This is a genomic window from Calothrix sp. PCC 6303 (genome assembly GCF_000317435.1).
In the GTDB taxonomy this organism is placed as follows: domain Bacteria; phylum Cyanobacteriota; class Cyanobacteriia; order Cyanobacteriales; family Nostocaceae; genus PCC-6303.
Genome location: NC_019751.1, coordinates 1,402,112 through 1,425,726, shown reverse-complemented (window position 1 = coordinate 1,425,726; position 23,615 = coordinate 1,402,112). Strand labels below are relative to the sequence as shown.

The following is a 23,615-nucleotide window of genomic DNA, read 5'->3' as shown; positions in this document are numbered from 1 at the left end:
TTTCCTAAAAATCTCCTAGAAAAAAATGAATAAATATTCAGAATTTCCTAGCAATTAACGATGACCCCACAAAACTTACTCTTACTTATTTTTTAATGATTATCACCGTAACCGCATACAAAGGTGGGGTAGGAAAATCCACAACTGCATTCCATCTAGCTGCATACTTGCAAACCAAAGCAGACACCTTACTAATTGATGGAGATTTAAATTCCTGTGCATTAACCTGGGCAAACCGTGGTAGTTTACCCTTTAAAGTTGCCGATGAGAAACAAGGAGTAACTTTAGCTGCACTTTACGAACATATAGTAATTGACACCCCAGCAAAGCCAGAACCCTTAGAACTCAAAGCTTTAGCCAAAGGTTGTGACATGATGGTGGTGCCTTCCACCCCGGATGCGATCGCATTGGCTGCTACACTGCAAATGGCTGAGACTTTACGTGAATTCTCCACGAATTACCGAGTTTTACTCACAGTGATTCCCCCCTATCCAAATCGTGCCGGAGAGGAGGCTAGAGAGATGCTGAAGGCTGCTGAAGTTCCCCTATTTAGTTCTGGGATTCGGCGGTTAGCTGTGTTTCAGCAAGCGGCTTTGGAGGGGGTTCCAGTGAACATGGTGAAGGATGCCTATGCAAAAATTGCATGGCGAAGTTATGCAGAGATTGGGAAGGAGATATTAGGATGAGTGGGAAAAAGAAAAGTGGTCGTTTTGATGATTTAATTGATGCTGCTCGGATGCGTCAGCAACGTGATATATTACCAAACGTTGAGGATATTTCGACTCCTAAAAGTAAGAGTACAGATCCTGAATTTGTTCGCACTACTTTATATTTACCAAAAAAGCTGCATAAACAATTAAAGGCGAAGGCTCTTTTTCAAGATAGACAAATGAGTGATATTGTGGCGGAGTTAATTGAAGGATGGTTAAATCCTGATTCTGTGAACCTTTTAGACATCTCTGAAAAAGACTTAGAGACGTAGCATTGCTAGGTCTCTACAAGGGTTCTGGGTAACGCATAATTAATTTCCAACAGATATCTATTTTATTTAATTCAGATTCCTAAGTATCTTCATAATATATGATTGGTTGACAGACCTGTAGAGACGAGACATGTCGCGTCTCTCCATACCCTACAGGACAATTTCTTCACCTTTTTCTGTGAAGCGAACATCTTTAATTTTCCACTGAGGGTTGCTTGTTAAAGTTTTGCGGACACTGCCAAAAAGTGCAGTTTGTTCACAGCTTGAAAGGGAGGATAAAGTTCTTTGAGAATTGGGTGCAACTCGCAAATCAACGGTAGCGACACCATTTTTCACATTCACACGATAATTAGATAAATTAAAGTCACCATTATCTCGTTTTTCTAAAATCTTACCAACTGCCCCAGCAATTGGTTCATCTGCGGAAACTGTTGTTGTTTGGGGTACTAAGTTCTGACATTGACTATCAATGGTGTACAGGGTGACATCTGTAGTCTTCCCTACAACATTAGGATTATAAGTAATAGCTTTCTTGTCTGAATCCACTTTTGCCCTCAATCTAGCCACACTAGGGGTAGGGAATGGTGAAGCTGAAGTATTGATGCTGATATCGGGTATGGGAGTTGGGGAAGTTGGTGTTGTAACTATACTATTGCCTTCCAGGGTGGGTGAAGGTGTCGCAGTGTTATTTTGGGAAACCGAGTTAGATGCACAACCGCTGACTAATGTTGCGATGATAAAGGGGAATATATAACGTTTTTGTAATTTCATCTTGTCTTTCTCTTGCCATTAGAGTTAAGTATTAACTTCTATTCGGTGGAATCTATTTCCGTATAAATTGATATTTTCCTTGATAAAATTATGTTAAAAAAAAGTACAGTAGGGATGTTTTGAGATGGGGATACCCTGCGGGTAGATACGGTTCAAATATGTGAAAAATTGCTGTAATCCAAAAATCGGCGTTGCTGATTTGATGTATGAAAACGATTCTGCATAATTTTGAAATCGTTGGAAGACGCAATATATTGCGTTTCTACATTTTAAATTCATCCCTTAATTCAGCAACGCCCAACAATCTTTCATAATTTGAAGCAAAACAACCTTAGCCAAAGCATATTCTACACAGTTACGGCTTGCTTACTCAAATTAATACTTGCATTCTTCCCTTTTAGCATCATTTTAACTCCCTTAGCTGGTGATAAAGTGACACCACGACGACGGGGTTTTTCTGGTTGGGAATCAACTAATTCCAGTTGGTAATTTGAGAGGATGGTGGCTAAAACCAGCTTCATTTCAAATAATGCCAATGCTTCACCAATACAGCGACGGGAACCGCCGCCAAATGGGATAAACTCATATGGTGAAAACTGGCGTTCTAGGAAGCGTTCTGGTTTAAATTGTTTAGGCTGAGGGTATAAATCTTCTCTTTGATGTATGAGGTACATACAACCTATGACAGTTGCCCCTTTTTGAATTTGATGTCCGAGGATTTCTGTATCTTCCTGGGCAACACGGGGAAATGTGAGCATTGCGACTGGATATATCCGTAGTGTCTCGTTACAGAAAGCTGTGAGATACGGTAATCTAAAAATACTCATGGTATCCCCAAAATTACTCAACTGACTTAGTTCTTGGAGGATTTTTTGGCGAGTTTCTGGGAGGTGATGTGACCAGTATAACCCCCAAGACATGGCGGTGGCTGTGGTTTCATGCCCTGCAAATAGCAGTGTCATTAATTCATCGCGCAATTCTTGGTCGTTTAAACCTTCCCCATTTTCATCTTTGGCAGACATTAACAGTTCGAGAATATCTATTCTACTGGAGTCTGGGTTAGCGCGACGTTGGGCAATTTCTGCATAAAGTAGCTCATCAAGTTTAGCGCGATCGCGTACAAATTTCCCCCAAGGACTCCAAGCACCTAAATCTTTTTGTAAGCTGTGGAAAAACAGCGCACTGGAGGATAATGGGGATCTAAATAACTGAGACATTTCCTCCATCAAACCCTTGATTTCCTGACAGCGTTCACCTTCATGCAACCCGAAAACCGACTCGATAATCACTTGCATGGAAATTTCTTGCATTTTCTCCCGTGCAAGGAAGGGTTGGTTAATTGGCAACTCATCCATGACTTTTTTTGTCAGGTTGACAATTAGTTCACCATATGATTTCATCCTATCACCATGGAAAGATGGCATAACTAACTGCCTGCGTTGACGATGGCGATCGCCATCAATCATAATTGTGGAATAATCACCAAGTAAGGGTCGTAATATTCCATTCAGCTTCCCAGGTGCGTTATATTTCTTCCGGTCGTTAGTTAAAATTTCTTGAATTGCTTGGGGATTATTTACAAATATCAAACCATCTCCGAAACCAACAATCTGAGTGCTAAAGATATCAGCATTCTCCGCAACTGCATTTTCCATGTATCCAACGGGATCTATTACCCATTTTATTTTTTGGAGAAAGGGATGACTTTTAACTGGATTAAGTGGTTTCATGTAGTTTTTTATTCCCAAATAAGATTATATACACAAGTATCTAGAGAATTACTTCTGCCTAAATACCTATCCAATTTTACAACTTTTATTTAGATTCATGTTTTCCCATACTGAGAACCTCGACTTACATGCATCAAGTAAGCCGAGGTTTGAATTTTCTGCAACTTCGATTTAAGATTTACTGGGATTGAGAATACGGAGAAGATTTGAGTTGAAGCTACTTACTTCTTCTCCCAATACACTGAAAAAATCATGATCAATTCTATATACAACTTGAATAGCTGCTAGTGCTAAATCATAACCTTCCTTAGTAATGCTCAAAGACTTCGCTCTTGTATCTTTAGAATCAGTTTCACGCTTAACTAAACCTCTTTGCTCTAAAGCACGTAATACCTTAGAAGTCATCATGATATCAGTTTTAGCATGACCTGCTAATCGTGCTTGGGTGACAGTTTCTTGGCTTTCACTGAGCCAAATAATACCTGCTAGGAGGACAAATTGGACATGTGTTAATCCCAATTTACCAAGATCCGCATTCATTTTGCGCTGCCAGAGATTGGAAACTTGCCACAGTAAAAATCCTGAACTGTCATCTGGACTTTCAAACTGAAATACTTGATGATCGCGTGGAGAGTTCAACTGATACTACCTCGATTTCGTCTAGGTTTCGTAATATGGGGTTAGTTATCATATTTCGGTGATGAAGTGAAATACATAACCCCAATTACGTTGATGTTTGATGAAATAAAAATGTGTGGTGGTGATGGGACACATATTCATTTCCAATATCATAAGCATAGACTGATTCACCCATAGCTCTGCGGGTTGCTGTGAACATTTGCGCTTTTTATTTTGCAAAATATGCGACTCAATCGTTTCCAAGAAAGGGTTGAATCCAGTTTTGCTGGATGCTGAAGTCGAGAATGGTAGCAGCGATGGCAAAACAAAGTATGCTTTCTGTGGGGAGTGCGATGGTGGAGATGTCGATATTTTTCAGGGAACCATCGATTTGTGCTAAACCCCGCACTAATCCAAATGCCATGACTCCTCCTGATTTGAGATGGGGGTTATCATCGTTACGGATGATGTAGCGGTAGGTGACACCAAATAGGAAACCAGAAAAACCGATGAATATGCTGCTAGTCCAGGAAAATGGCTGTAAATGAAGTAGCCATGTATTAATGATGTTTGTGAGTAGGAAGCCAAATACTGAGGCAACACTGGAAATTATGCCAGCTTTGAGGGATTCTAGCCTTTCTGCCATCTTGGGAGTATCAAAAATGTGATTCATGGGATGAAAATCAGTGAATAGTTATCAGTTAACAGTTATCACAGTTTTATGTTGAGTGGAATGATGGCGATTCCAAGTATGATGGTAGGTAACGTCCTTTTGTAAAAAATATTTAAAGAATCGCTATGATTTTGACATTGGGTTGGGTTTCACTGTTGGTTGTTTTTACCTTTTCGATTTCGATGGTAGTCTGGGGTCGTAACGGACTGTAGGGGAATTGTGGAAATTTCATTCCTAAACTATTTGGCGTTAGCTGCTTTGGTGATGTTGGTTGCTGTTACAGGTGGTGTTGGTTATCTTACCTTAGTTGATTGGCGCGATCGCCGTCGCCAAGAAAGGGAGAAACAGGAACTCCGTCGCACCACTACCCCGAAGCGAAAATAAACCTTGGGGACAAGCTAACTTGTCCCCTTTGTTTTGCAGATGCGTCATGGTTGGTACAGCTTGGTGGAGATGAATTTTCTATGATGTCGAGGAAAGCTTCAACTCCTGATTTCCTATGCTAAGTGACTGGTTTGGAAGGGAACGTATAGTTCGTAACCTGGAAATATTTCAAGATATTATTATTATTTCTCTGTGTATTGGTTTATTTTGTTTCATGATGCTGCGGTTGGTGGATATGTTTTCCACTTTGTTGCAACCGTTGAATCTGCGTCAAGTTACCTCTGATATTCTATTTATTTTAATTTTGGTGGAGTTATTCCGTTTATTAATTGATTATCTCCAAGCAAGGCAAATTTCGGTGAGTGCTGCGGTGGAAATCTCTATTGTTTCGTCACTACGAGAAGTTATCCTCCAAGGTGTACTAGATATTCCCCGTGAACAAATTATCGGAATTTCCATATTTTTGGTGGTTTTAGGAATCATGCAGGTTGTTTTTCCTTGGGTGACAATACATCCCCCAACTTCCGAATCAGATTCCTGATGGTATAATCGGGAATGGCGAAGCGTCCTCTCCAAAGTATGCTAATTTCCGTAACTACTACATACGACCCCAGAAAAGCTACATGGGATGATATCTCTATTGAAACCTGGGATGCTGGGAAGTGGAAGCAGTGGAAGCCAAAATCTACCGATGATTCTGCAAAGGTTGAACGTGAGTATCTCCGGTTGAAGTATGGGGTGGAGGTTGCTAATTCAGCTTTGAGGTTGGAAAGGGTAAAAATTAAGTTGAAATTAACTACTTGGAAATCTATTGGTTTACAGGGTACTTTCCCCTGTAAAGCTGGTGATGTGGGGAAAAATGGTAGCAGCAATAAGCAGTATACAATTTCTCTGGGTTTCACGGCGAATGATGTGGGTATCAAAGCTGCGGTAGCGAAAGCACGGGAATTAGATTTACTCTTGGTGACAAAGCAGTTTCAATGGACTGCTGAGTTATTGGGGAAGCAAGCACAGAAGTTGGATTTAGTTGTGAGTAGTAAGTTGGAAGCACCCATCCAACAACTAATTACAGCTTACGAAGAGGAGTTTTGGAAAACCCACGAAAAAAACCGTCAAGGAATCAGAACTTGGGACACCCACTACCTACGGCATCTCAAAAAACTACCACAGAATCAGCCTCTTTCAGAGAATGCGATCGCATCTGCACTGCAAAGCACTAAACCCAATACTAATTCTCGCTTCTATTTAGCTTGGCAATTAAAGAAGTTCTGTGATTTCTGTGAGTTTGATGCTACCAAGTTAATTACTTCCTACGCAACTCCCCTTCCCCAACCTAGTTTACGGAAGATTCCCAGCGATGAACAAATTACCCAGGGTTTTGAGTTGATGGGGACACCCCTTTCCCCCTACACCAGTAAAGATAATCTCACTTTCCCTGATCAATGGCAATGGGGATATGGGATGCTAGCTACCTACGGGTTGCGTCCCCATGAATTGTTTGCGGTGGATTTGGAAGCTTTTTGCGATTCTGAAAATACATTTCACCTAGTCAAACTCAACCCAACTTTAACCCAAGGTACGAAAACCGGGGAAAGAAGTTGTGGAATCCCCCCCTTACATCCCCATTGGGTGGAATTGTTCGATTTGAAAAATATTAAACCCCCATCCCTGGGTGAAAGCTTGAGTAATGCCACCGCAAAACTCCACTTCCGTTTCCGCAACCTTGGTATCGGCTTCAAACCTTACGATTTACGCCACGGATTCGCCCTGCGAGGACATCGTTTGCGTGTTCCCATAAAAACTATGTCTGACTACATGGGACACAGCGTCCACGAGCATACCAAGACATATCAAAGGTGGATGGATGAGGATACGAATTTGGAAATTTACAAGGAAGTAGTAATTCAGGGGATGGGAATGTCGAAAGAAGCGATGGGGGAGATGATTCGGAAGTTGGAAGCGGAGAATTTAGCTTTGAGGGAGGAGAATGAGAGGTTGAAGTCTCAGAAACCCGGTTTTTCAGAACCTTAATCAATTTAATTATTGCCACCAGCAGCGAGAAGTTTACGGATGCTGGGGGAACGAAATCCAAAAATAATGTCTTTGGGAAAAACACCGCGCTGAATCAATTCACGCTCAATATAAATCTCGGTGCTGTTGTGTTGAATCCAGATTTGACCTTCAATAATATCTAGTTGCATAGCGCAGCCGTAAATGCGATAATCGTCCTGCCATTCATTATGTACAATTAGATAGCGATCGCGTTCAAGATCAAAAATAAGTTGTGCGTTGGCATCATTTTTGATAAAGTCTTCTAGAAAATCACGCACTATTTGACGGTACTCGTTTATTCTATCCATTGGTCAATCACCTCACGATTTGGGTTGTAAATAATTAACCGGACTTCATACCGCTTAACCACAGTTTTTGCAGGTTCAAATCTGAGAAACATTTGGTAAGTATCTGTAGGGACGGCTAAATATAAAATGCGTTCTGGTTCTGCGGATACTTCTAGAGCAATGCGATAATTAAGAAACTGACCAAGGGCAGTATGAAATTCAGAAATAGTTGATCCGCCTGCAAAGCTTTTCACTTCTACAGCTATTTTACGTCCTAATTTTTCGGCAGCGATTGTCTTTTCGGCAGCAAGATCAATATACACATCAGCAACACCATAGCGCAATTGATAGGGATCGTGGGTGATCTGCCAACCATCTTTTTCCAGAGCGATTTTCACAGTGTTGTGAAAGAGGTCTTTTGCCATATTATCTCACTCTTATCGCATTACTTCTACCATTATGGGCATTTGTCACTACAGAGAACAGTGGAGATGAGAATATTTTAGAAACCCGGTTTTTCCATTACTCAGGATGATGATTGTTAATTTCACGACGAAAACCATGTTTCTCTCAAAGATGAGAAGTCGTGAAATAGCTGAATTAGAACTTAGAATTTTAGTCACGTCTAATTGGTAAAATTCTCACCCTAGATTGGGCTTTGTCAACAGTAACTAAAGCACCACTATCTAGTTCAGATGCAAATTGACGTAAAGCAAAAATTACGAGATTTTCAATACTGGTAGGCAAAATATTTTGAGTTCGTACTTGAATCACACTTGGTGTTTCCATTCCCGTTGCTGCTAGCAGAGAACCAAAATCCAAATCGTGGGTAAAAACTATGTATTTGTTATCTCTTGCCCACTCCATAATTACCGTATCCTTTTCACAAGGACTACCAATATTACACCAATGAACAGCTTCAATATCGTATTTCTCGAAAACTTTTACCCAATCTGGGGACAGGTTCATGTCAATTAAAATTTTCATGACGATATTGCGATGGATGGATTTTCCAGAGGAACTTCAATTTCTTCTACCCTCCAAGCAGCATAAGCTAGTGCTTCATATATATCTGCTTCTTCTAAGTAGGGATATGCTGCAAGGATTTGGCTTGTAGTGTGTCCTGATGCCATTAAGCCAACAATTGTACCGACAGTAACACGTATCCCCCGAATACAGGGTTTACCACCCATAACTTCTGGGTTGCGGGTAATTCTGGTGAGGTTTTGCATGGTTGTTTGTCGTCAGGTTTGATTGAGCTATTGTTTATTATGACTATTTTCGCTGCAATCATCGTTTTTTGGAGATTTCCGAAACCCGGTTTTTCATCACTCGGCACGATAATTATTAATGTGACGACTAAAACCGGGTTTCTCTCGAAGACGAGAAGTCGTTAACAACCTGATTTTTCGGCTGCGGGTTAACTCGTTTGCACAGGAAACCAGACAGGAGAGTGGAAGTAAGTCTTTACGGAAGCAATACCAAACGAAAGCCGTGACTACTTCGATTATCAACCCGCGTATGAAAGTCACGACCAGCACTACGAGAGTAAAATGGGTTGAGATTCCAAGAACCTCCACGCAGCAACTTTGTATCTATATCCTTCCCAGTTAACCAAGCACTACCATCAATTGGTGCGCCATTATAATTGTAATTACCAACATCTTGGCACCATTCCCAAACATTCCCGTGCATATCATACAAACCAAAAGCATTCGGGGGAAATGTTCCTACTTCTGTTGTTTCCCCCCTATAAATTCCTTTGGGTGCAGAACCATAACCTGCTTTAGTTCCATCGTAATTTGCTAAATCAGTTGTAATCGTCTCCCCAAAGTAAAATGCTGTATTTGTACCAGCACGACAAGCATATTCCCATTCTGCCTCGCTTGGTAATCTGTAATTACGTCCTGTTTTTTGGCTTAGTTTCTTACAAAATTCTACTGCATTATCCCAAGACACTGATTCAACAGGTCGCTTATCACCTTTGAAACTAGCAGGATTATTCCCCATAATTGCTTGATATTGTTCTTGAGTAACTAAATACCTCCCCATGAAGAAACCGGTTACTTTAACTTGATGCTGAGGATTTTCATTGTCTTTTCTTCCTACTTCATTTTTTGGAGAACCCATGGAGAAATTTCCCCCTGGTATTTGTAGCATCTCCAAAGTGATCCCATTCCCTAAGTCTTCAATCAAGTATTTCGCATCTAATTTCCTACGGTTGTTTATTGTCCCCTTCGCATCTACCATTACAGTTTCAAAATTTAAGGTTTGTAGAGATAAATCTTTTGCTGTAGCTATTTCCTGTACTGAAGCAGTTGGGGAACTATTAATTGGTGCGATATTAGGTGTTTTAGGAACTTCCGGTTGATTGTTTTGAGAAACACCCTTAAATAAATTTCCTCCAACAACAGCTAAACCGAATCCCATACCTACTCCACCCAAGAGTTTTAAACTTTGACGACGGGATATGTCTGTTCCTTGCGGTCTTTTTATTGTCTGCTTTACCTTCAACCCTGTAACTGCATCTAATGCTTGAACTGCTGTGGGATAACGTTCACCTGAACGATAGCGCACCATATTATCTAATACTTTCGCAGTTTTATCGTTGACATTTGCCCAATTCCGCCAAATTACTTCCCCATTATTGGGATCTCTTGGTAGTTGATGTGGTTGTATCCCCGTTAATGCATAGATTCCCAGCATCCCTATTGCATATACATCACTACATAACCTTGCTTCACCTATTGCTTGTTCACTGGGCATAAATCCAGGTGTCCCAATAGTTATTGTTGATTTTACTTGCCCTTGACTTATAGATAAACCTTTTATTTCTTTGACTGCACCAAAGTCGATCAATACTATTTTCCCATCTTGACGACGCATGATATTTGCCGGTTTGATGTCGCGGTGAATAATATTGTTGTTGTGAACGACTGCGAGGATTTCTAGTATTTCCCGAAGTAATTGTAGGACTTCTATTTCGTTGAGTTTGCTTCCTGCTGAAATCTCTTTATCTAAGTCATTTCCGTCGATAAATTCTTGAACTAGGTAAAATTCCCCGTTTTCTTGGAAGTGTTCGCTGAGTTTGGGTATTTGTTCGTGAAGGTTTCCCAACCTATATAGTGCGTTTGCTTCCCGTTCAAATAGCTGCTTTGCTAATTCTAATACTGCTGGGTCGGAATTTTGTGGTCGTAGATGTTTGACGACGCATTTGGGTTTGGGTGTGATAGGTATATTTAAGTCTTCTGCAAGATAGGTTGCACCAAACCCACCGTCTCCCAGGTGTTTAATAATTTTATAGCGGTTACGGAGGATGGTACCAATTGGAAGCATCACGTTACACCAATAGTATTGGTTCACATCTTCCCAAATTTGATGATTTTAATCAACCTATTTGTCAGGTTTTTCAGAAACCCGGTTTTTTCATCACTCAGTATGATGATTCTTGATTTCACGACTAAAACCGGTTTCTCTCGAAGATGAGAAGTCGTGATAAATCTGGTTTAGCTGGTGAAACCTGGTTTCTAGTCAAAGCGCGATAAAGTTACGCGATCGCATTCCCACTAAATGCCTTGTAAACTCGTCATATACTACTGCCAAATTATCTCTAAATCTAAAGTAAACCCCGGTAATATATCTTCTCCCGATATTTCTGTGGGATTTTCCAACACTTCTACTGCTTTCCTCAACCGATATATTTCAACTTGACGCAATTTCCGATTAATTAACCATCCCAGTTTCACCCCATTATTCATATATTCCTGCATTTTCCCTTGAGTTTCTCGCAAACTATCGGTTGGTGACATTAACTCCAGAACAAAGTCGGGTGCGATGGGGGGAAATTTTTCCTGTTCTTCGGTAGTTAGGGTATCCCACCTGTCATTCCGAATCCAGGAAACGTCGGGGGAACGATTTGCACCGTTGGGTAGTTTGAAACAGGTGGAGGAGTCGAAGAGTACACCTAGTTTATGCTTGCGATTCCAAATTACAAAATCTGCACTGATTTCCACATTTCGTTTCCCTGTTCCCCCTCCTGTTGGTGGCATAATGATAACTTCCCCGTTGCTGTTGCGTTCAAATTTTATTTCCGGGTTGTTCCGACAAAGCTGATAAAATTGCTCGTCGGTAAGTTGGATGATATTTTTAAGGTTAATTGTGATTGCTGTCATTGAGAATCACCAGATTCAGCTATGTTTAAAGGGTAACTTAAAAATTGTGAAATAAACCTAATTTCTAAGGTAAACTGATGGTTCATGTGTCCGAATCAGATTCCTCTAAAAGTTAAGCAATATCTAATTAATTTCTAAATTTATTTTTGATGATGTTTTCCCCGAATCCATATATTTTATTCTGCCCTAAACACTATTTGCATGTCAAAGTCAATCCCTAAAACGCCAAAAATAGCAAAAAATAGGGCATAAAAAGTAAGCAAAAAGTAAGAAAGCTAAAATCCAGTAAAACCTAAAACATCTATGGAACAAAGAGAAAAAGAGGTAAAAACGCGCAGGGCACTTGCTCAACATTGGCTCAAGAGTGAGAAGGCATTGGATGCGATCGCACGGGCAGCAGAATGCACAGAATGCGATCGCGTTTTGGAAATAGGACCAGGAACAGGTATCCTCACACGGCGGTTACTACCTTTGGTGGGGGCATTGGTAGCGGTGGAAATTGATAGTAATTTGTGCAAATTATTAGTTAAAGGATTGGGGGAAAAAGATAACTTTTTATTACTTCAAAGCGACTTTTTAGAAGTAGAATTAGCAACACTATTAGCTGGGTTTCCCAAGTTTCAAAAACCCAACAAAGTAGTGGCGAATATTCCCTACAATATTACTGGACCAATTATTGAGAAACTCTTAGGAAGAATTAGCAATCCAAATCCAGAACCCTATGAATCTATCGTCTTATTAATTCAGAAAGAAGTCGCCGAGAGGTTAGTATCGAAGCCAGGAAATAGAGCATGTGGAGCATTAACAATTCGTGTACAATATTTAGCAGAATGTGAGTATATCTGCACAGTCCCCGCCAAAGCATTTCACCCAGCACCCAAAGTTGACTCCGCAGTCGTCAAATTAACACCCAGGAAATTGGAGAAAGTCGCAGACGACCCTAAATGGTTAGAAACTCTGGTAAAATTGGGATTCGCCGCCAAAAGGAAAATGTTACGAAATAATTTGCAATCTGTGGTGGAACGCGATCGCATGAATGAAATTATGGAACAATTAGGGATGAATCCCCAAGACCGCGCCGAAGACCTCAGTGTGCAACAATGGGTAAAATTGAGCAACCATCTTTCAATTCCCTCAACAGAAGTAGTTCCATGCGACTAACAGCACCTGCTAAAATCAACCTATATCTAGAAATCATCGGCAGCAGAACAGATGGATTTCACGAATTAGCAATGGTGATGCAGAGTATCGAACTTGCAGATGAAGTTGATATTATTTTGAGCGGGGATAAAAGGATTCAAGTTAGTTGCCAAAATTCCCAAGTACCAAGCGACAACAGTAATTTGGCATATCGTGCAGCCGAATTGATGGGGAAAAAATTTCCTGATGCATTCACAAAATACGGGGGATTTGAGATTCAAATTACCAAAAATATCCCCATCGCCGCCGGATTAGCAGGAGGTTCCACAAATGCCGCAGCCGTATTTGTTGCCGTAGACTTATTATGGAACCTGGGACTTACCCAGGGAGAACTTCAAGAAATATCAGCAGAAATAGGTTCCGATATTCCATTTTGTATCTCAGGCGGGAGTGCGATCGCAACCGGGAGAGGAGAACAAATTTCACCCATCCCCAGCTTGGAAGGTATATATATAGTATTGGGGAAATATAAAAGCCTCGAAGTTTCCACACCCTGGGCATATAAAACTTACCGTACTCAATTTGGGCATACATATTCCCAGGATATAGATAGTCTAGCAGTTCACTCCGGAAACATGGTAAAAGCTATCTCCAAGAAAGATGTGAAAGATATTTGCCAGGAATTACACAACGACTTAGAAAAAGTTGTACTTCCAGAATATCCCCTAGTTAGGGAACTTAGAGAAACATTTCACAATGCAGGGGTATTAGGAACTATGATGTCAGGTTCTGGTCCCAGTGTTTTTGGAATTTGTGAAAGTCAACAGCAAGCGAAGGAAGTTGAGGAATATATAAGGGGGAAGATTCCTAATATGGATTTAGAGTTATTTGTGACGAAGATGGTTTCCCATGGAATTCAAGTTACTTCACATGCTTGATAGCTATATAACTATGAAGCATGTAGACTCTTGGAAACTTCCGAAAAATGCTTTCATCCATCCACTTAAAACTTAGAGTTTCCTTTAAGGGATATATTAGGTTCAGTAGCAGGAGAAGATTCCTAATTTGGATTTAAAGTTATTCGTCACGAAAATGGTATCCGACGGAATTCAAGTTACTTCACATGCTTGATGGCTATATAACTATGAAGCATGTGGACTCTTGGAAACTTCCGAAAAATGCTCTCATCCACCCACTTAAAACTTAGAGTTTCCTTTAAGGGATATATTAGGTTCAGTAGCAGGAGAAGATTCCTAATTTGGATTTAGAGTTATTCGTCACGAAAATGGTTTCCCATGGAATTCAATTTACTTCACATGCTTGATGGCTATATAACTATGAAGCATGTATAGTAGTACAAGTTTCATTTTCCCCTATTACTCATTACTCATTACTCATTACTCATTCCCATGACATCACCCCAAGAACAACCAACCTCATCTCCCCTACGTTGCTTCACAGGTTCATTAATTTCCGGAGGCATGGGATATGCACTATATAACGTTATGGTATCTATAGCAACTAAATTTGCCAATCAACCGATTCACTCAGATAACGAGATAGTAGTCAGGATTACCGTTGCAGTGAGGACATTAATTGTTGGGGTATTTGGGATGGGAATGGGGATATTTGGATTAGTTGCGTTAGGATTATTTGCTTTGGGGATACAACTGGGCATTGAGAAGTTCACAAATAAAGAATCTTCAGAAAGTTAGAATTTATATGCTTCATCGTTATATAACTATCAAGCAAGAAAATCTCAGATGTCATTCAGCAACTATAAAAGCATCAGCACAGTCATCAAAAAATTCCAAATCAAGTATATTCAAACCAATTTCATGGAAGAAATTGAGTTTCCAGTCAAAGATAGCTTTAAAGAAGAACTAGATATCCTTTTTACAGATGGAGTTGTAGATAACTCCGAAGATGCAATCTGTGAAAACCTGATTTATCCGGTTCTTAAAGAAGTATGGAAAAACTACCGTAGTAAACTGACACTGTGGAGTCATCAAACCTTAAACTATGATGAGGATTTATCGGGAGTACCCGATTATATAGTTTCTCAGCGGAATCCACTCAGTCCCGTAGTCTTCGACAAACCCTACTTTATTGCAGTTGAAGCAAAACAAGATCGATTTGAAGAAGGATGGGGACAATGTTTAGCAGAGATGGTAGCAATACAGCGCATCAACGAAAATTTAGAAACAGATATTTTTGGTATTGTCTCCAACGGGAAAATTTGGCAGTTTGGAAAACTCACAATAGATGTGTTCACCAGAAATAAAAATCTGTATACGATTCAAGAGTTAGATAAGTTGTTTGCTGCTGTTAATTATATCTTTGAGAACTCAATTTCATAGTCTATATGCTTTATAGTTATATAACCATGAAGCATATAGACTATTTTTCAACCATCCAAACTAAACTAGCAAGAATTTGACCCACTGGAGACAAAGGATAATCAGTAAAATCGATAGTGACTATTTTTTCCTCCAACTTCATGAATCTCCATTGGGTACCACTACTGACACAACCATATATAACAGGAATCAAATTATTCTTCATCGCATTAAATCTTTGTGCAGCAACCATAGAAGCAACACATTGCCCAATTCCAGATTTTAAATCAGCCTTCTTAGCCTCTACAATTATGACAACAGGAGCTTCAATTTCCAACTGTTCTGGAGAACGACTAATTAAAAAATCGCAAAACCCATTTAATCCCACTTCTGCATCAACATCAAACTCTTCCCCAGAAAATAGACTGACTTGACGTTGGAGAATTTTGCGAACTTCAATCAAAACAGGGGAAATAATCATTTCTGAACGTGCTTTTTCACTACCTGTCGCAACTGCTAAGGGTAAACTCTCCTCTAAAAACGCAGTTAAAGTTCCACTAGGAGTAATCGCGTCGATATTTGGAAGGAAACAAACACCCTCCACCGTAGTCAAACCAAAAGCTTCCTTTACCTTGCCAATTGTGGTGAAATTTTTGTATGACATTAGTTAAATATGGTGTTTCTGAATAAATTTAAAATTTTACCAATAGCCTACCTGTGACGCACACTCTTAATTTTAGCCTTTAGAGTCACTCCTGATAACCAGTTCCACAGTTGGGACAAAATTTGTGTTTAAAAGATGCTAAAGGTTCACCGCAACTGCGACAAAAAGAACGTAACTTAGTCCCACATAACAAACAATATTTTGCCCGATGAATTAACCAAACTGCATCCGGTTCACTTCCTGGAGTCCAACATTTGGGACAAAACTGCTGTTTTTCGGGAATAGATACCACCTCACCCCGCACCACCGCATCCAAATATCCTACCGGAATTGAAAGCGCGATCGCACAAACGGATTTAGTCTTAGTATTCAAGCGTGATGTTTGTCCTCGTTCAATTTTACCAACACTTTGAATATGTATACCCATCGCCTTCGCTAATTGTTGCTGACTCATTTTTAATTCAGTGCGGAGTCGGTGGATGTATGTTCCCAGGGTTTCCCCAGGTAGGGGTAGTTTAGGGTCTTTCATAGTTAGTATAGGTTATAGTATAGTTTATTTGATATTTAGTATAGGTTAATAAAATACCTTGTCAATTACATTCGCTAGGTTAGTGTCGATTTTTTTAGATAAAAGAGAACTAAATAAAACTACATACAACTCCTATATATCTACCTTAATGCCACTTCTGCAACAGTATGGGAAACACTCACCACAAAGCATTAATCGGGACACAATTATTAAATATCTCCAAAACATCCCAAATATCTCCAACAGTACCCGTAATCGTCACCAAGCCGTGATTCAAGCCGTTTTTAACTTTGGAGTAGAGCAGGGATATCTAGATTACAACCCAATTTCCCGGTTGAAAAGATGCAAAGTTGTGAAAACACAAGAAAGTGAAATTACAGCAGAACAAATGACTCAGCTATGTCAATTTGTAGAGAAAGACTTGAGAATGTCAGCATTAATTAGATTGATTTACAGCACCAAGCTGAAAATAGGAGAAATCTTAGCGCTAAACCTAGTAGATGTAGATTTGGAGAATCAAAGAATTTTAGTTAGGAAACAGGATTGGAATCACTATGACGTAGAAACAGCAACCTATTTGCGGAACTACATCACATTTTCCCGTCACCCTCAAAGTCACGCACTGTTTACCGCAAAGCACCCATCCACAGCTAAAGTAACTCGGTTAACTTATCGTCGCGTTCATCGCTGCTGGGTAGATATAACATCCCAAAGTAGTTTGTTGGTAGGATTGCATTTAACTTCCCTATGGTGAACGGGAAGTATATTTAGATAGCTAGTGTTTCCAAATTAAAATATAGTATCAATTCATAATACATAGTCTATATTAAACTATGTACTAACTAACAACTCAACAATGGCAACCGGAATATGGGTACTAGGAAATCAACTTTCACAACAACAAGCAGCAATCCAAAGTTGTAGTCACCAAGAAAATACCCCCGTCATCTTCATTGAATCCCTTCAACACATCCAAAAGCGACCTTACCACAAGCAAAAACTCGTGTTAATCTGGTCAGCAATGCGTCATTTTGCTGAGGAACTCCGTCAACAGGGGTATGCAGTTACCTATGAAGTCAGTCACGACTTTATTACACCTCTCAAAGCATGGGTAAAAGCAAACAACATCAGCGAAATTCGCATCATGGAACCCCCAGACAGGGGATTTTTGGACATCATTGCAGAATTACCCTGTAAAGTAACCGTGATTGCCAACAATCATTTCCTTTGGCAAAAAACAGAATTTCAAGAATGGGCAAAAGGGAGAAAAAGCCTGTTGATGGAATATTTTTACCGGGAAGGAAGACAGAAGTTTAATATCTTGATGGAGGGGAAAAAACCAATAGGAGGAGAATGGAACTACGACAAAGAAAATCGTCAACCACCCAAAGGTAAATTAAATCCACCTCCACCAAAACACTTTGAGGCAGATGACATTACTTTGGAAGTTATAGAAGTAGTAAATAACTTAGAAATACCAACCTACGGTTCCCTCACATCCTTTAATTGGGGAGTCAACCGAACCCAAGCACTAGAAGTATTAGAGTATTTTATTTGTACCAATTTAACTGAGTTTGGCACATATCAAGATGCAATGGTTACAGGAGAAGAAACCATGTGGCATTCTTTGATATCTCCATATTTAAATATTGGTTTATTACATCCATTGGAAGTTATTCAAGCTGCCGAAACAGCCTACCAACAGGAAAAAATCCCCCTAAATAGCGTCGAAGGATTTATTCGTCAAATATTAGGATGGAGAGAATATATGCATGGCTTATATCATTATGTAGAAGCATCATACTTCCAAGAAAACTATTTTGAACACACCCACCCATTACCAGAATTTTTCTGGACAGGTGAAACAAATATGAATTGCCTACATCAGACATTTAAGCAAATTCATAACACAGGATATGCACATCATATCCAAAGATTGATGATTTTAAGTAACTTTTCATTGATAGCGGGGTTTTCACCTCAAGAAGTAGAAAACTGGTTTCATGGGGCATTTATAGATGGATATGACTGGGTAATGCAAACCAACGTAATTGGGATGGGACTGTTTGCCGATGGCGGAATTTTAGCATCAAAACCCTACGCATCCTCAGCCAATTACATCAATAAAATGAGCGATTACTGTAAAAATTGTGCATACAACCATAAAGAAAAAATTGGCGAAAAAGCCTGTCCATTTAACTTCTTTTACTGGAACTTTCTCCACCGTCACCGCAATAAGTTAATGAAGCAAGGAAGAATGAGCTTTATTTTAAAAAACCTAGATAAAATGTCAGCAGAGGAATTGGAAAGTATTCAACAACAAGTAGATAATTGGTATCATTGAGCTATCGGAAATCAGCATTGGAGAAAAACTCAATTATGGAGAATAAAGGAAACTTACAGCATTTTGTGGAAAATATGGCTGTTTTAATTGGGTTGAATCTACGTGATGAATATAAGGATGGTGTTATTGCCAACTTTCAACGCATCCAAAATATTGCTCAAATTGTAAATGAGTTTGAATTACCAGAAGAAATTGAGATTTCACCAACTTTTCAGCCGTAGATATCAAGGTATTTTTGGATGAATTTAGATAGAACTGACGCTGTTGCGATCGCATCAGCAGTACAAACGGGTAAAATAGCGGCATCGCAAGTTATTCAAAGAACTTTACACCAGATTCAAATAGGAAACAAACAATTAAACTGCTTTACTGCTATCACTACCGAAAGCGCTTTCCTTGATGCCGAAAGAATAGATAGGGAAATTGCAGCAGGGAAAAAACCTGGAGTTCTTGCAGGTGTCCCCTTTGCTGTGAAAAACCTCTTTGATATCCAAGGTTTAACAACCCTCGCAGGTGCCAAAATTAATTCCGAGAATCCCCCAGCAACCCAAGATGCAACTGCTATCACCAAGTTAAAGGAAGCAGGTGCAGTGTTGGTGGGTGCGTTGAATATGGATGAATACGCTTATGGGTTTGTAACGGAAAACTCCCACTACGGAACAACTCACAACCCCCATGATATCACCCGCATTGCAGGAGGTTCATCGGGAGGTTCCGCTGCTGCTGTTGCTGCTGGGTTAGTACCAATTTCTTTGGGTTCAGATACCAATGGTTCAATCAGAGTTCCTGCTGCATTGTGTGGTATCTACGGTTTGAAACCCACATACGGGAGATTATCCCGTGGTGGTGTAAAGTTATTTTCAGCCAGTTTTGACCATATTGGAGGTTTTTCAACCTCAATTCGAGATATAGCAGTGATTTTTGATGTTTTACAAGGTGTAGATAGTCGAGATCCTATTTGTAGTCAACTTCCACCTGTGAAAACTCAACATGTGGCATCATTGAATAATATAGATGGAATTAAAATAGCGATCGCATCTGAGTATTTTTCCCAGAAATGTGAACCGGAAGCACTAGCAGCAGTGCAAAAAGTTGCAGATGCATTGGGGGTGAAGAAGTATGTTAGCATCCCCGAATCACACCGCGCTAGGGCAGCAGCTTTTATTATTACCGCTGTGGAAGGTGCAAATTTACACTTTCACAATTTAAAACACCGTCCCCAAGATTTTGATCCCGCCACTAGAGATAGATTCCTCGCAGGTACTTTAATTCCTAGTCAATGGTATATCCAAGCTCAAAGATTTAGAAGATGGTACCAAAACGAAGTGAGGGAAATCTTTCAACATGTAGATGTAATTATCGCACCAACTACACCCATCGCTGCACCGTTAATTGGTCAAGAAACGATGCTTTTAGATGGGGAAGAAATTTTAGTACGTCCATATTTAGGACAATTTACACAACCTTTATCATTTATTGGTTTACCAGTTTTATCAGTACCAATTAAAAGAACAAATGCTTTACCTTTAGGTGTGCAAATTATCGCAGCACCTCATCATGAAGCGAAGATTTTACAAGTTGCCGGATTATTGGAAAAAATGGGTGTAATTTCCGCAACTGTGGTTGGTAATTAGTTTTAAATATCATCGTTTTAAGTCGTAATGCACGATGTCAAAACAATTCGCAATTGCGAATTATTAGGTCATCCGACTGTTATACTTTGCACGTTCACAAACTGATACCAATTTGAAAAAACAATGCGACAGATAGATATTTGTAGAGACGTAGCACTGCTACGTCTCTACTGTTTGATGTGTTGCAATCATTATTTGAATTGGTATGAGTTTTTTATTAAACCAAAAGTCATACTCAAAGCCATAGCCTTGGTTTCCAAAGCTCAATCTATAGCCGTGTGAAGTATAGAAATGAATGTGTAATTTTTCATCTTTGCGTAGCTTTCTTGTCAGTTTCGGAGTACGTCCGTTCAGCCTTACTTACATAATTTTCGGAGAGATCTATGCCTAATTCCTATTTTCAATATGTACATTCTTATTCATCCTTTTCCGCCAGTAAATGTTACGCTTTGAATAAAATAACGATTAAAGAATGCATAAATAACCAAAGCGGGGATGGTAAATATCATCGAAGCTGCCATGATGTAATTCCAAAAGCTGATATATTGACCTTTGAAAGTATTTAAACCCAACGGCAAAGTAAACATTTCGGGGTCAAATAAAATTACAACAGGTAATAAAAAGTTATTCCAACTACCCATAAATACAAATACTGCTTGTGCAGCTAATGCTGGTTTTGCTAATGGTAAAACTATGCGTTGAAAAATACCAAATTGTGTCAATCCATCTAAAGCTGCTGCTTCCTCTAATTCTTTGGGAAAATTGATAAAAAATTGCCGCATCATAAATATAAATGTGGCATTTACCATGCTCGGAACAATCATTCCTTGATAGGAATTTAACCAGCCTAAAGTCTTTAAAATAAGGAATGTAGGAATTAGTGTAATTTGCGCGGGTATTGCTAAAATAGTCAGAATAAGTAAAAACCAAAAGTGTTTACCTGCAAAACTGAGTCTTGCTAGTGCGTAACCTGCCATTGTGTTAAATAAGAGGTTTAAGGCTGTGACAGCAACGGCAATAATTACGCTATTAAATAGCCAGCGTAAAAATAATGGTTCCTGGAAAAATATTTGTTTGTAATTATCGAGAGTAAAGTTTTTGGGGAAGAAATTAGAATCTCCGTTAGAAATTTCTGCAAGAGATTTAAATGATGCTGAAAGTGCCCAAAGAAAAGGAATAAGGGTAATAACTGCATATAGAGTTAGCAGTGTGTATAGGAGTATTTTCCAGATTGGGAATGTACGAGACATTTTTAGTTTGATTACTCATTAATTATTAAATAATTTGCTCTTTTACCCAAGATCTAAATTCTCGCATTGTTTTATTTTTTGATTCAGTTTTTAACTTGTAGAGATGTTGAGGAATTACTTGAGTAAGTGGAATATTTGGAAAATATGGGCTAAATTCTGTTTCAACATATAAACTATTTATCAAAATATTTATTTGTAATTTGTCCCGCTCAAATCTCCACAATTCTGGTACTCCTAATCTTTGATAAATTTCTCTATTAGTCCGAGAAGTAACATCGACTTCTAGTGCTAAATCTGGTGGTGGATCTATGGTCAAATCAATTCTAGTTTTAGCACGAATTAATGCCTCATTCTGAATATAAAAGCAATTATCTGGCTCAACTCCTTGCAACATTAACTGATTTTTAAAAGTAGTTGAACCCAAAGGTGAAAAATCTATATCAAATTCTTCAAATAGTATTTTGATTAAATCGCCAATATTTTCTTTACTGCGTTCGTGTTCGGGTAGTGGTGTCATAATTTCCAGCATCCCTCTATTGTAAGCGACTCTTGCAGCACGCTTTTCTCCCAATTCTTCCAGAATTATTTCAAATTCATCCCAGCTAACATTTCTTAATAAAACTCTTTGTCCTGGTGGCACTTCTAAACGACTTAATTCTAGTAGCATATTTAACTTATTTATTATTGGTTAGTGGTTAATAGTGATTGATTCAGACTTACATTAAACTAGCAAATCATGAAAATATAAGTTATATTTTTTCACCAAATAAGCGGCGTTGAATCAGGGTTACGACGATAATAACGCTTGCAAGTAGAAATGCGATCGCAGATCCATATCCCATCTGTAAGTTGCGAAAGACTGCTTGATATATGAGTAATACTACTGTGAGGGTGGCATTATTGGGACCACCATTGCCGTTGGAAAAAATGTAAGATTGGTCAAATAACTGGAATGTACCAATAATCCCCATTGCTAACACAAAAAATGTCACTGGACGTAACATGGGAATCGTAATGTGTATAATTTGCTGCCAAGGATTTGCTCCATCTAGTTCAGCCGCTTCGTAAAGCGATCGCGGAATATCTTGCAAGGCTGCTAAATAAATTACCATGAAAAATGGCGCGGTTGACCAGATATTCATGATCATAATCCCTTTGAGTGCTACGCTAGGGTCGCCTAACCAGTTGTAGGTAGGTAATCTTAAAAAGGCAAGAAAATTATTTAATAAACCATTACTGTTATATATCCACATGAAAATCAGCGTTAATACTGCTGATGAGGTGACAGTTGGCAAAAAATAGAGAATTCTCCACCAATTTTTCCCGCGAATCCCAGAGTTCAAGGTGACAGCTAAAATCAAAGCCAAAATCGTTTGCGATGGGACTACAATCGTCACATATTCGATTGTATTTCGTAACGCAATCCAAACGCGATCGTCTTCCACTAAGTTGTTAAAATTGCGAAACCCAATAAATTCGTATTTAATTCCACCAAGTAGCTGGACTTTATGCAGTGACAAAAATACCGCATAAATAATAGGTAATACAATAAATGTCCCCAACACCAAAATAGTTGGAGTCATAAACCCATATCCAGCTATATTTTCAGTCAGATATAACTTGGTGTTTCTTCTTCGTCTTCTTGCTTCAATCACTTGTCAATCTCCGCACCTTTCATACACTTAAATTTAGTTGTAGCGAAATAAGATGCATGATAATCTATAATACTCCTTTAGATAGATGTATAAAAGCAAAAATATCATCCCTCTCGAAAGTTAATATCCCTTATTATTATTGAAATTTTTCAACCCTCTAATTTAATACCAATTTGAAAAAACAATGCGATAGATAGATATTTGTAGAGACGTAGCACTGCTACGTCTCTACTGTTTGATGTGTTGCAATCATTATTTGAATTGGTATAAGATTAAAAACTTAATTAAAAAATACATAAACCTCGTCTATCTTGACAATACCTTCGCCAAAACGGAATATCACAAAAACCATGCAAAATCATCGGATTCCTGAAAAATAAGGGTTTTATTT

The 23,615-nt window shown here is 39.0% G+C and carries 29 protein-coding genes; 14 read left to right on the top strand and 15 right to left on the bottom strand.

Annotated features, from left to right (window positions below; translation table 11 throughout):
- Positions 1-95 precede the first annotated feature (95 nt).
- Positions 96-686 carry a ParA family protein gene (locus tag CAL6303_RS05920; RefSeq protein WP_015196941.1) on the top strand — a complete coding sequence of 197 codons (591 nt, stop codon included), beginning with the start codon at positions 96-98 and terminating at the stop codon, positions 684-686.
- On the top strand, positions 683-982 hold the full coding sequence (locus CAL6303_RS05915) for a hypothetical protein (protein ID WP_015196940.1): 300 nt from the start codon (positions 683-685) through the stop codon (positions 980-982). The genes CAL6303_RS05920 and CAL6303_RS05915 overlap by 4 nt, the downstream gene beginning before the upstream one ends.
- A gap of 150 nt (positions 983-1,132) precedes the next feature.
- On the opposite strand, the gene CAL6303_RS05910 is transcribed toward CAL6303_RS05915, so the two are convergent.
- The 4 genes from CAL6303_RS05910 to CAL6303_RS05895 form a co-directional block, all read right to left on the bottom strand.
- Positions 1,133-1,753 (bottom strand): GerMN domain-containing protein, encoded by a 621-nt coding sequence (locus CAL6303_RS05910; protein WP_015196939.1) that lies wholly within the window; start codon positions 1,751-1,753, stop codon positions 1,133-1,135.
- A gap of 347 nt (positions 1,754-2,100) precedes the next feature.
- On the bottom strand, positions 2,101-3,483 hold the full coding sequence (locus CAL6303_RS05905; protein WP_015196938.1) for a cytochrome P450: 1,383 nt from the start codon (positions 3,481-3,483) through the stop codon (positions 2,101-2,103).
- 171 nt (positions 3,484-3,654) lie between these two features.
- Positions 3,655-4,122: a MarR family winged helix-turn-helix transcriptional regulator gene (locus CAL6303_RS05900; protein WP_015196937.1), complete on the bottom strand. Its 468-nt coding sequence runs from the start codon at positions 4,120-4,122 to the stop codon at positions 3,655-3,657.
- A 229-nt stretch (positions 4,123-4,351) separates the two neighbouring features.
- Entirely contained in the window at positions 4,352-4,774 is a 423-nt protein-coding gene (locus CAL6303_RS05895; protein WP_015196936.1) for a hypothetical protein, read from the bottom strand.
- 125 nt (positions 4,775-4,899) lie between these two features.
- Here CAL6303_RS05895 and petN point away from each other — a divergent pair, with 125 nt between their 5' ends.
- From petN to CAL6303_RS05885, 4 genes are all read left to right on the top strand, one after another.
- Positions 4,900-4,986, top strand: a complete 87-nt coding sequence (gene petN, locus CAL6303_RS29010; protein WP_015196935.1) for a cytochrome b6-f complex subunit PetN — start codon at positions 4,900-4,902, stop codon at positions 4,984-4,986.
- Between the two features lie 7 nt (positions 4,987-4,993).
- Positions 4,994-5,158 (top strand): hypothetical protein, encoded by a 165-nt coding sequence (locus CAL6303_RS30690; protein WP_085953322.1) that lies wholly within the window; start codon positions 4,994-4,996, stop codon positions 5,156-5,158.
- A 115-nt stretch (positions 5,159-5,273) separates the two neighbouring features.
- A complete protein-coding gene (locus tag CAL6303_RS05890) occupies positions 5,274-5,699 on the top strand; it encodes a phosphate-starvation-inducible PsiE family protein (RefSeq protein ID WP_015196933.1) in 426 nt (141 codons plus the stop codon).
- Between the two features lie 14 nt (positions 5,700-5,713).
- Positions 5,714-7,189, top strand: a complete 1,476-nt coding sequence (locus CAL6303_RS05885) for a site-specific recombinase (XisC) (protein ID WP_015196932.1) — start codon at positions 5,714-5,716, stop codon at positions 7,187-7,189.
- A gap of 5 nt (positions 7,190-7,194) precedes the next feature.
- Here CAL6303_RS05885 and CAL6303_RS05880 read toward each other — a convergent pair whose 3' ends face one another.
- The 6 genes from CAL6303_RS05880 to CAL6303_RS05855 form a co-directional block, all read right to left on the bottom strand.
- Entirely contained in the window at positions 7,195-7,518 is a 324-nt protein-coding gene (locus tag CAL6303_RS05880; RefSeq protein ID WP_015196931.1) for an element excision factor XisI family protein, read from the bottom strand.
- The gene (locus tag CAL6303_RS05875) at positions 7,506-7,922 is read right to left on the bottom strand and encodes a XisH family protein (RefSeq protein WP_015196930.1); all 417 of its coding nucleotides are present in this window, start codon (positions 7,920-7,922) and stop codon (positions 7,506-7,508) included. The genes CAL6303_RS05880 and CAL6303_RS05875 overlap by 13 nt, the downstream gene beginning before the upstream one ends.
- 190 nt (positions 7,923-8,112) lie before the next feature.
- On the bottom strand, positions 8,113-8,484 hold the full coding sequence (locus tag CAL6303_RS05870) for a DUF5615 family PIN-like protein (protein ID WP_015196929.1): 372 nt from the start codon (positions 8,482-8,484) through the stop codon (positions 8,113-8,115).
- A complete protein-coding gene (locus CAL6303_RS05865; protein WP_015196928.1) occupies positions 8,481-8,729 on the bottom strand; it encodes a DUF433 domain-containing protein in 249 nt (82 codons plus the stop codon). Before CAL6303_RS05865 ends, CAL6303_RS05870 begins: the two co-directional genes overlap by 4 nt.
- A 235-nt stretch (positions 8,730-8,964) precedes the next feature.
- A complete protein-coding gene (locus tag CAL6303_RS05860; protein ID WP_015196927.1) occupies positions 8,965-10,833 on the bottom strand; it encodes a bifunctional serine/threonine-protein kinase/formylglycine-generating enzyme family protein in 1,869 nt (622 codons plus the stop codon).
- 257 nt (positions 10,834-11,090) lie between these two features.
- Positions 11,091-11,669 (bottom strand): Uma2 family endonuclease, encoded by a 579-nt coding sequence (locus tag CAL6303_RS05855; RefSeq protein ID WP_015196926.1) that lies wholly within the window; start codon positions 11,667-11,669, stop codon positions 11,091-11,093.
- A 303-nt stretch (positions 11,670-11,972) separates the two neighbouring features.
- On the opposite strand from CAL6303_RS05855, the gene rsmA reads away from it, so the two are divergent.
- From rsmA to CAL6303_RS05835, 4 genes are all read left to right on the top strand, one after another.
- Complete coding sequence (gene rsmA, locus CAL6303_RS05850) at positions 11,973-12,830, top strand: 16S rRNA (adenine(1518)-N(6)/adenine(1519)-N(6))-dimethyltransferase RsmA (protein ID WP_015196925.1); 858 nt, start codon at positions 11,973-11,975, stop codon at positions 12,828-12,830.
- Entirely contained in the window at positions 12,821-13,747 is a 927-nt protein-coding gene (gene ispE, locus CAL6303_RS05845) for a 4-(cytidine 5'-diphospho)-2-C-methyl-D-erythritol kinase (RefSeq protein WP_015196924.1), read from the top strand. The genes rsmA and ispE overlap by 10 nt, the downstream gene beginning before the upstream one ends.
- Before the next feature lie 471 nt (positions 13,748-14,218).
- Entirely contained in the window at positions 14,219-14,524 is a 306-nt protein-coding gene (locus CAL6303_RS05840) for a DUF3082 domain-containing protein (protein ID WP_015196923.1), read from the top strand.
- Positions 14,525-14,572: 48 nt separating this feature from the next.
- The gene (locus CAL6303_RS05835) at positions 14,573-15,169 is read left to right on the top strand and encodes a hypothetical protein (protein WP_041739147.1); all 597 of its coding nucleotides are present in this window, start codon (positions 14,573-14,575) and stop codon (positions 15,167-15,169) included.
- A 40-nt stretch (positions 15,170-15,209) separates the two neighbouring features.
- Here the strand turns inward: CAL6303_RS05835 and CAL6303_RS05830 are convergent, their stop codons facing one another.
- Positions 15,210-15,812, bottom strand: coding sequence for a hypothetical protein (locus tag CAL6303_RS05830; protein ID WP_015196921.1), 603 nt, complete (start codon positions 15,810-15,812; stop codon positions 15,210-15,212).
- Between the two features lie 85 nt (positions 15,813-15,897).
- Positions 15,898-16,341: a double zinc ribbon domain-containing protein gene (locus CAL6303_RS05825; RefSeq protein WP_015196920.1), complete on the bottom strand. Its 444-nt coding sequence runs from the start codon at positions 16,339-16,341 to the stop codon at positions 15,898-15,900.
- 58 nt (positions 16,342-16,399) lie between these two features.
- Between CAL6303_RS05825 and CAL6303_RS05820 the strand changes: the two genes are divergently transcribed.
- The 4 genes from CAL6303_RS05820 (at position 16,400) to CAL6303_RS05805 (ending at position 20,319) form a co-directional block, all read left to right on the top strand.
- Positions 16,400-17,095 carry a tyrosine-type recombinase/integrase gene (locus tag CAL6303_RS05820; protein WP_015196919.1) on the top strand — a complete coding sequence of 232 codons (696 nt, stop codon included), beginning with the start codon at positions 16,400-16,402 and terminating at the stop codon, positions 17,093-17,095.
- Positions 17,096-17,197: 102 nt separating this feature from the next.
- Positions 17,198-18,685, top strand: a complete 1,488-nt coding sequence (locus tag CAL6303_RS05815; protein WP_015196918.1) for a cryptochrome/photolyase family protein — start codon at positions 17,198-17,200, stop codon at positions 18,683-18,685.
- 35 nt (positions 18,686-18,720) lie between these two features.
- On the top strand, positions 18,721-18,906 hold the full coding sequence (locus CAL6303_RS05810; RefSeq protein WP_015196917.1) for a DUF4089 domain-containing protein: 186 nt from the start codon (positions 18,721-18,723) through the stop codon (positions 18,904-18,906).
- Between the two features lie 18 nt (positions 18,907-18,924).
- Complete coding sequence (locus CAL6303_RS05805) at positions 18,925-20,319, top strand: Asp-tRNA(Asn)/Glu-tRNA(Gln) amidotransferase GatCAB subunit A (protein ID WP_015196916.1); 1,395 nt, start codon at positions 18,925-18,927, stop codon at positions 20,317-20,319.
- A 419-nt stretch (positions 20,320-20,738) separates the two neighbouring features.
- Here the strand turns inward: CAL6303_RS05805 and CAL6303_RS05800 are convergent, their stop codons facing one another.
- The 3 genes from CAL6303_RS05800 to CAL6303_RS05790 all read right to left on the bottom strand — a co-directional run bounded on the left by CAL6303_RS05800 (position 20,739) and on the right by CAL6303_RS05790 (position 23,224).
- Positions 20,739-21,569, bottom strand: coding sequence for a carbohydrate ABC transporter permease (locus CAL6303_RS05800; RefSeq protein WP_015196915.1), 831 nt, complete (start codon positions 21,567-21,569; stop codon positions 20,739-20,741).
- A gap of 25 nt (positions 21,570-21,594) precedes the next feature.
- Positions 21,595-22,236 (bottom strand): Uma2 family endonuclease, encoded by a 642-nt coding sequence (locus CAL6303_RS05795; RefSeq protein WP_015196914.1) that lies wholly within the window; start codon positions 22,234-22,236, stop codon positions 21,595-21,597.
- 82 nt (positions 22,237-22,318) lie between these two features.
- On the bottom strand, positions 22,319-23,224 hold the full coding sequence (locus tag CAL6303_RS05790) for a carbohydrate ABC transporter permease (protein ID WP_015196913.1): 906 nt from the start codon (positions 23,222-23,224) through the stop codon (positions 22,319-22,321).
- Between the last annotated feature and the right edge of the window lie 391 nt (positions 23,225-23,615).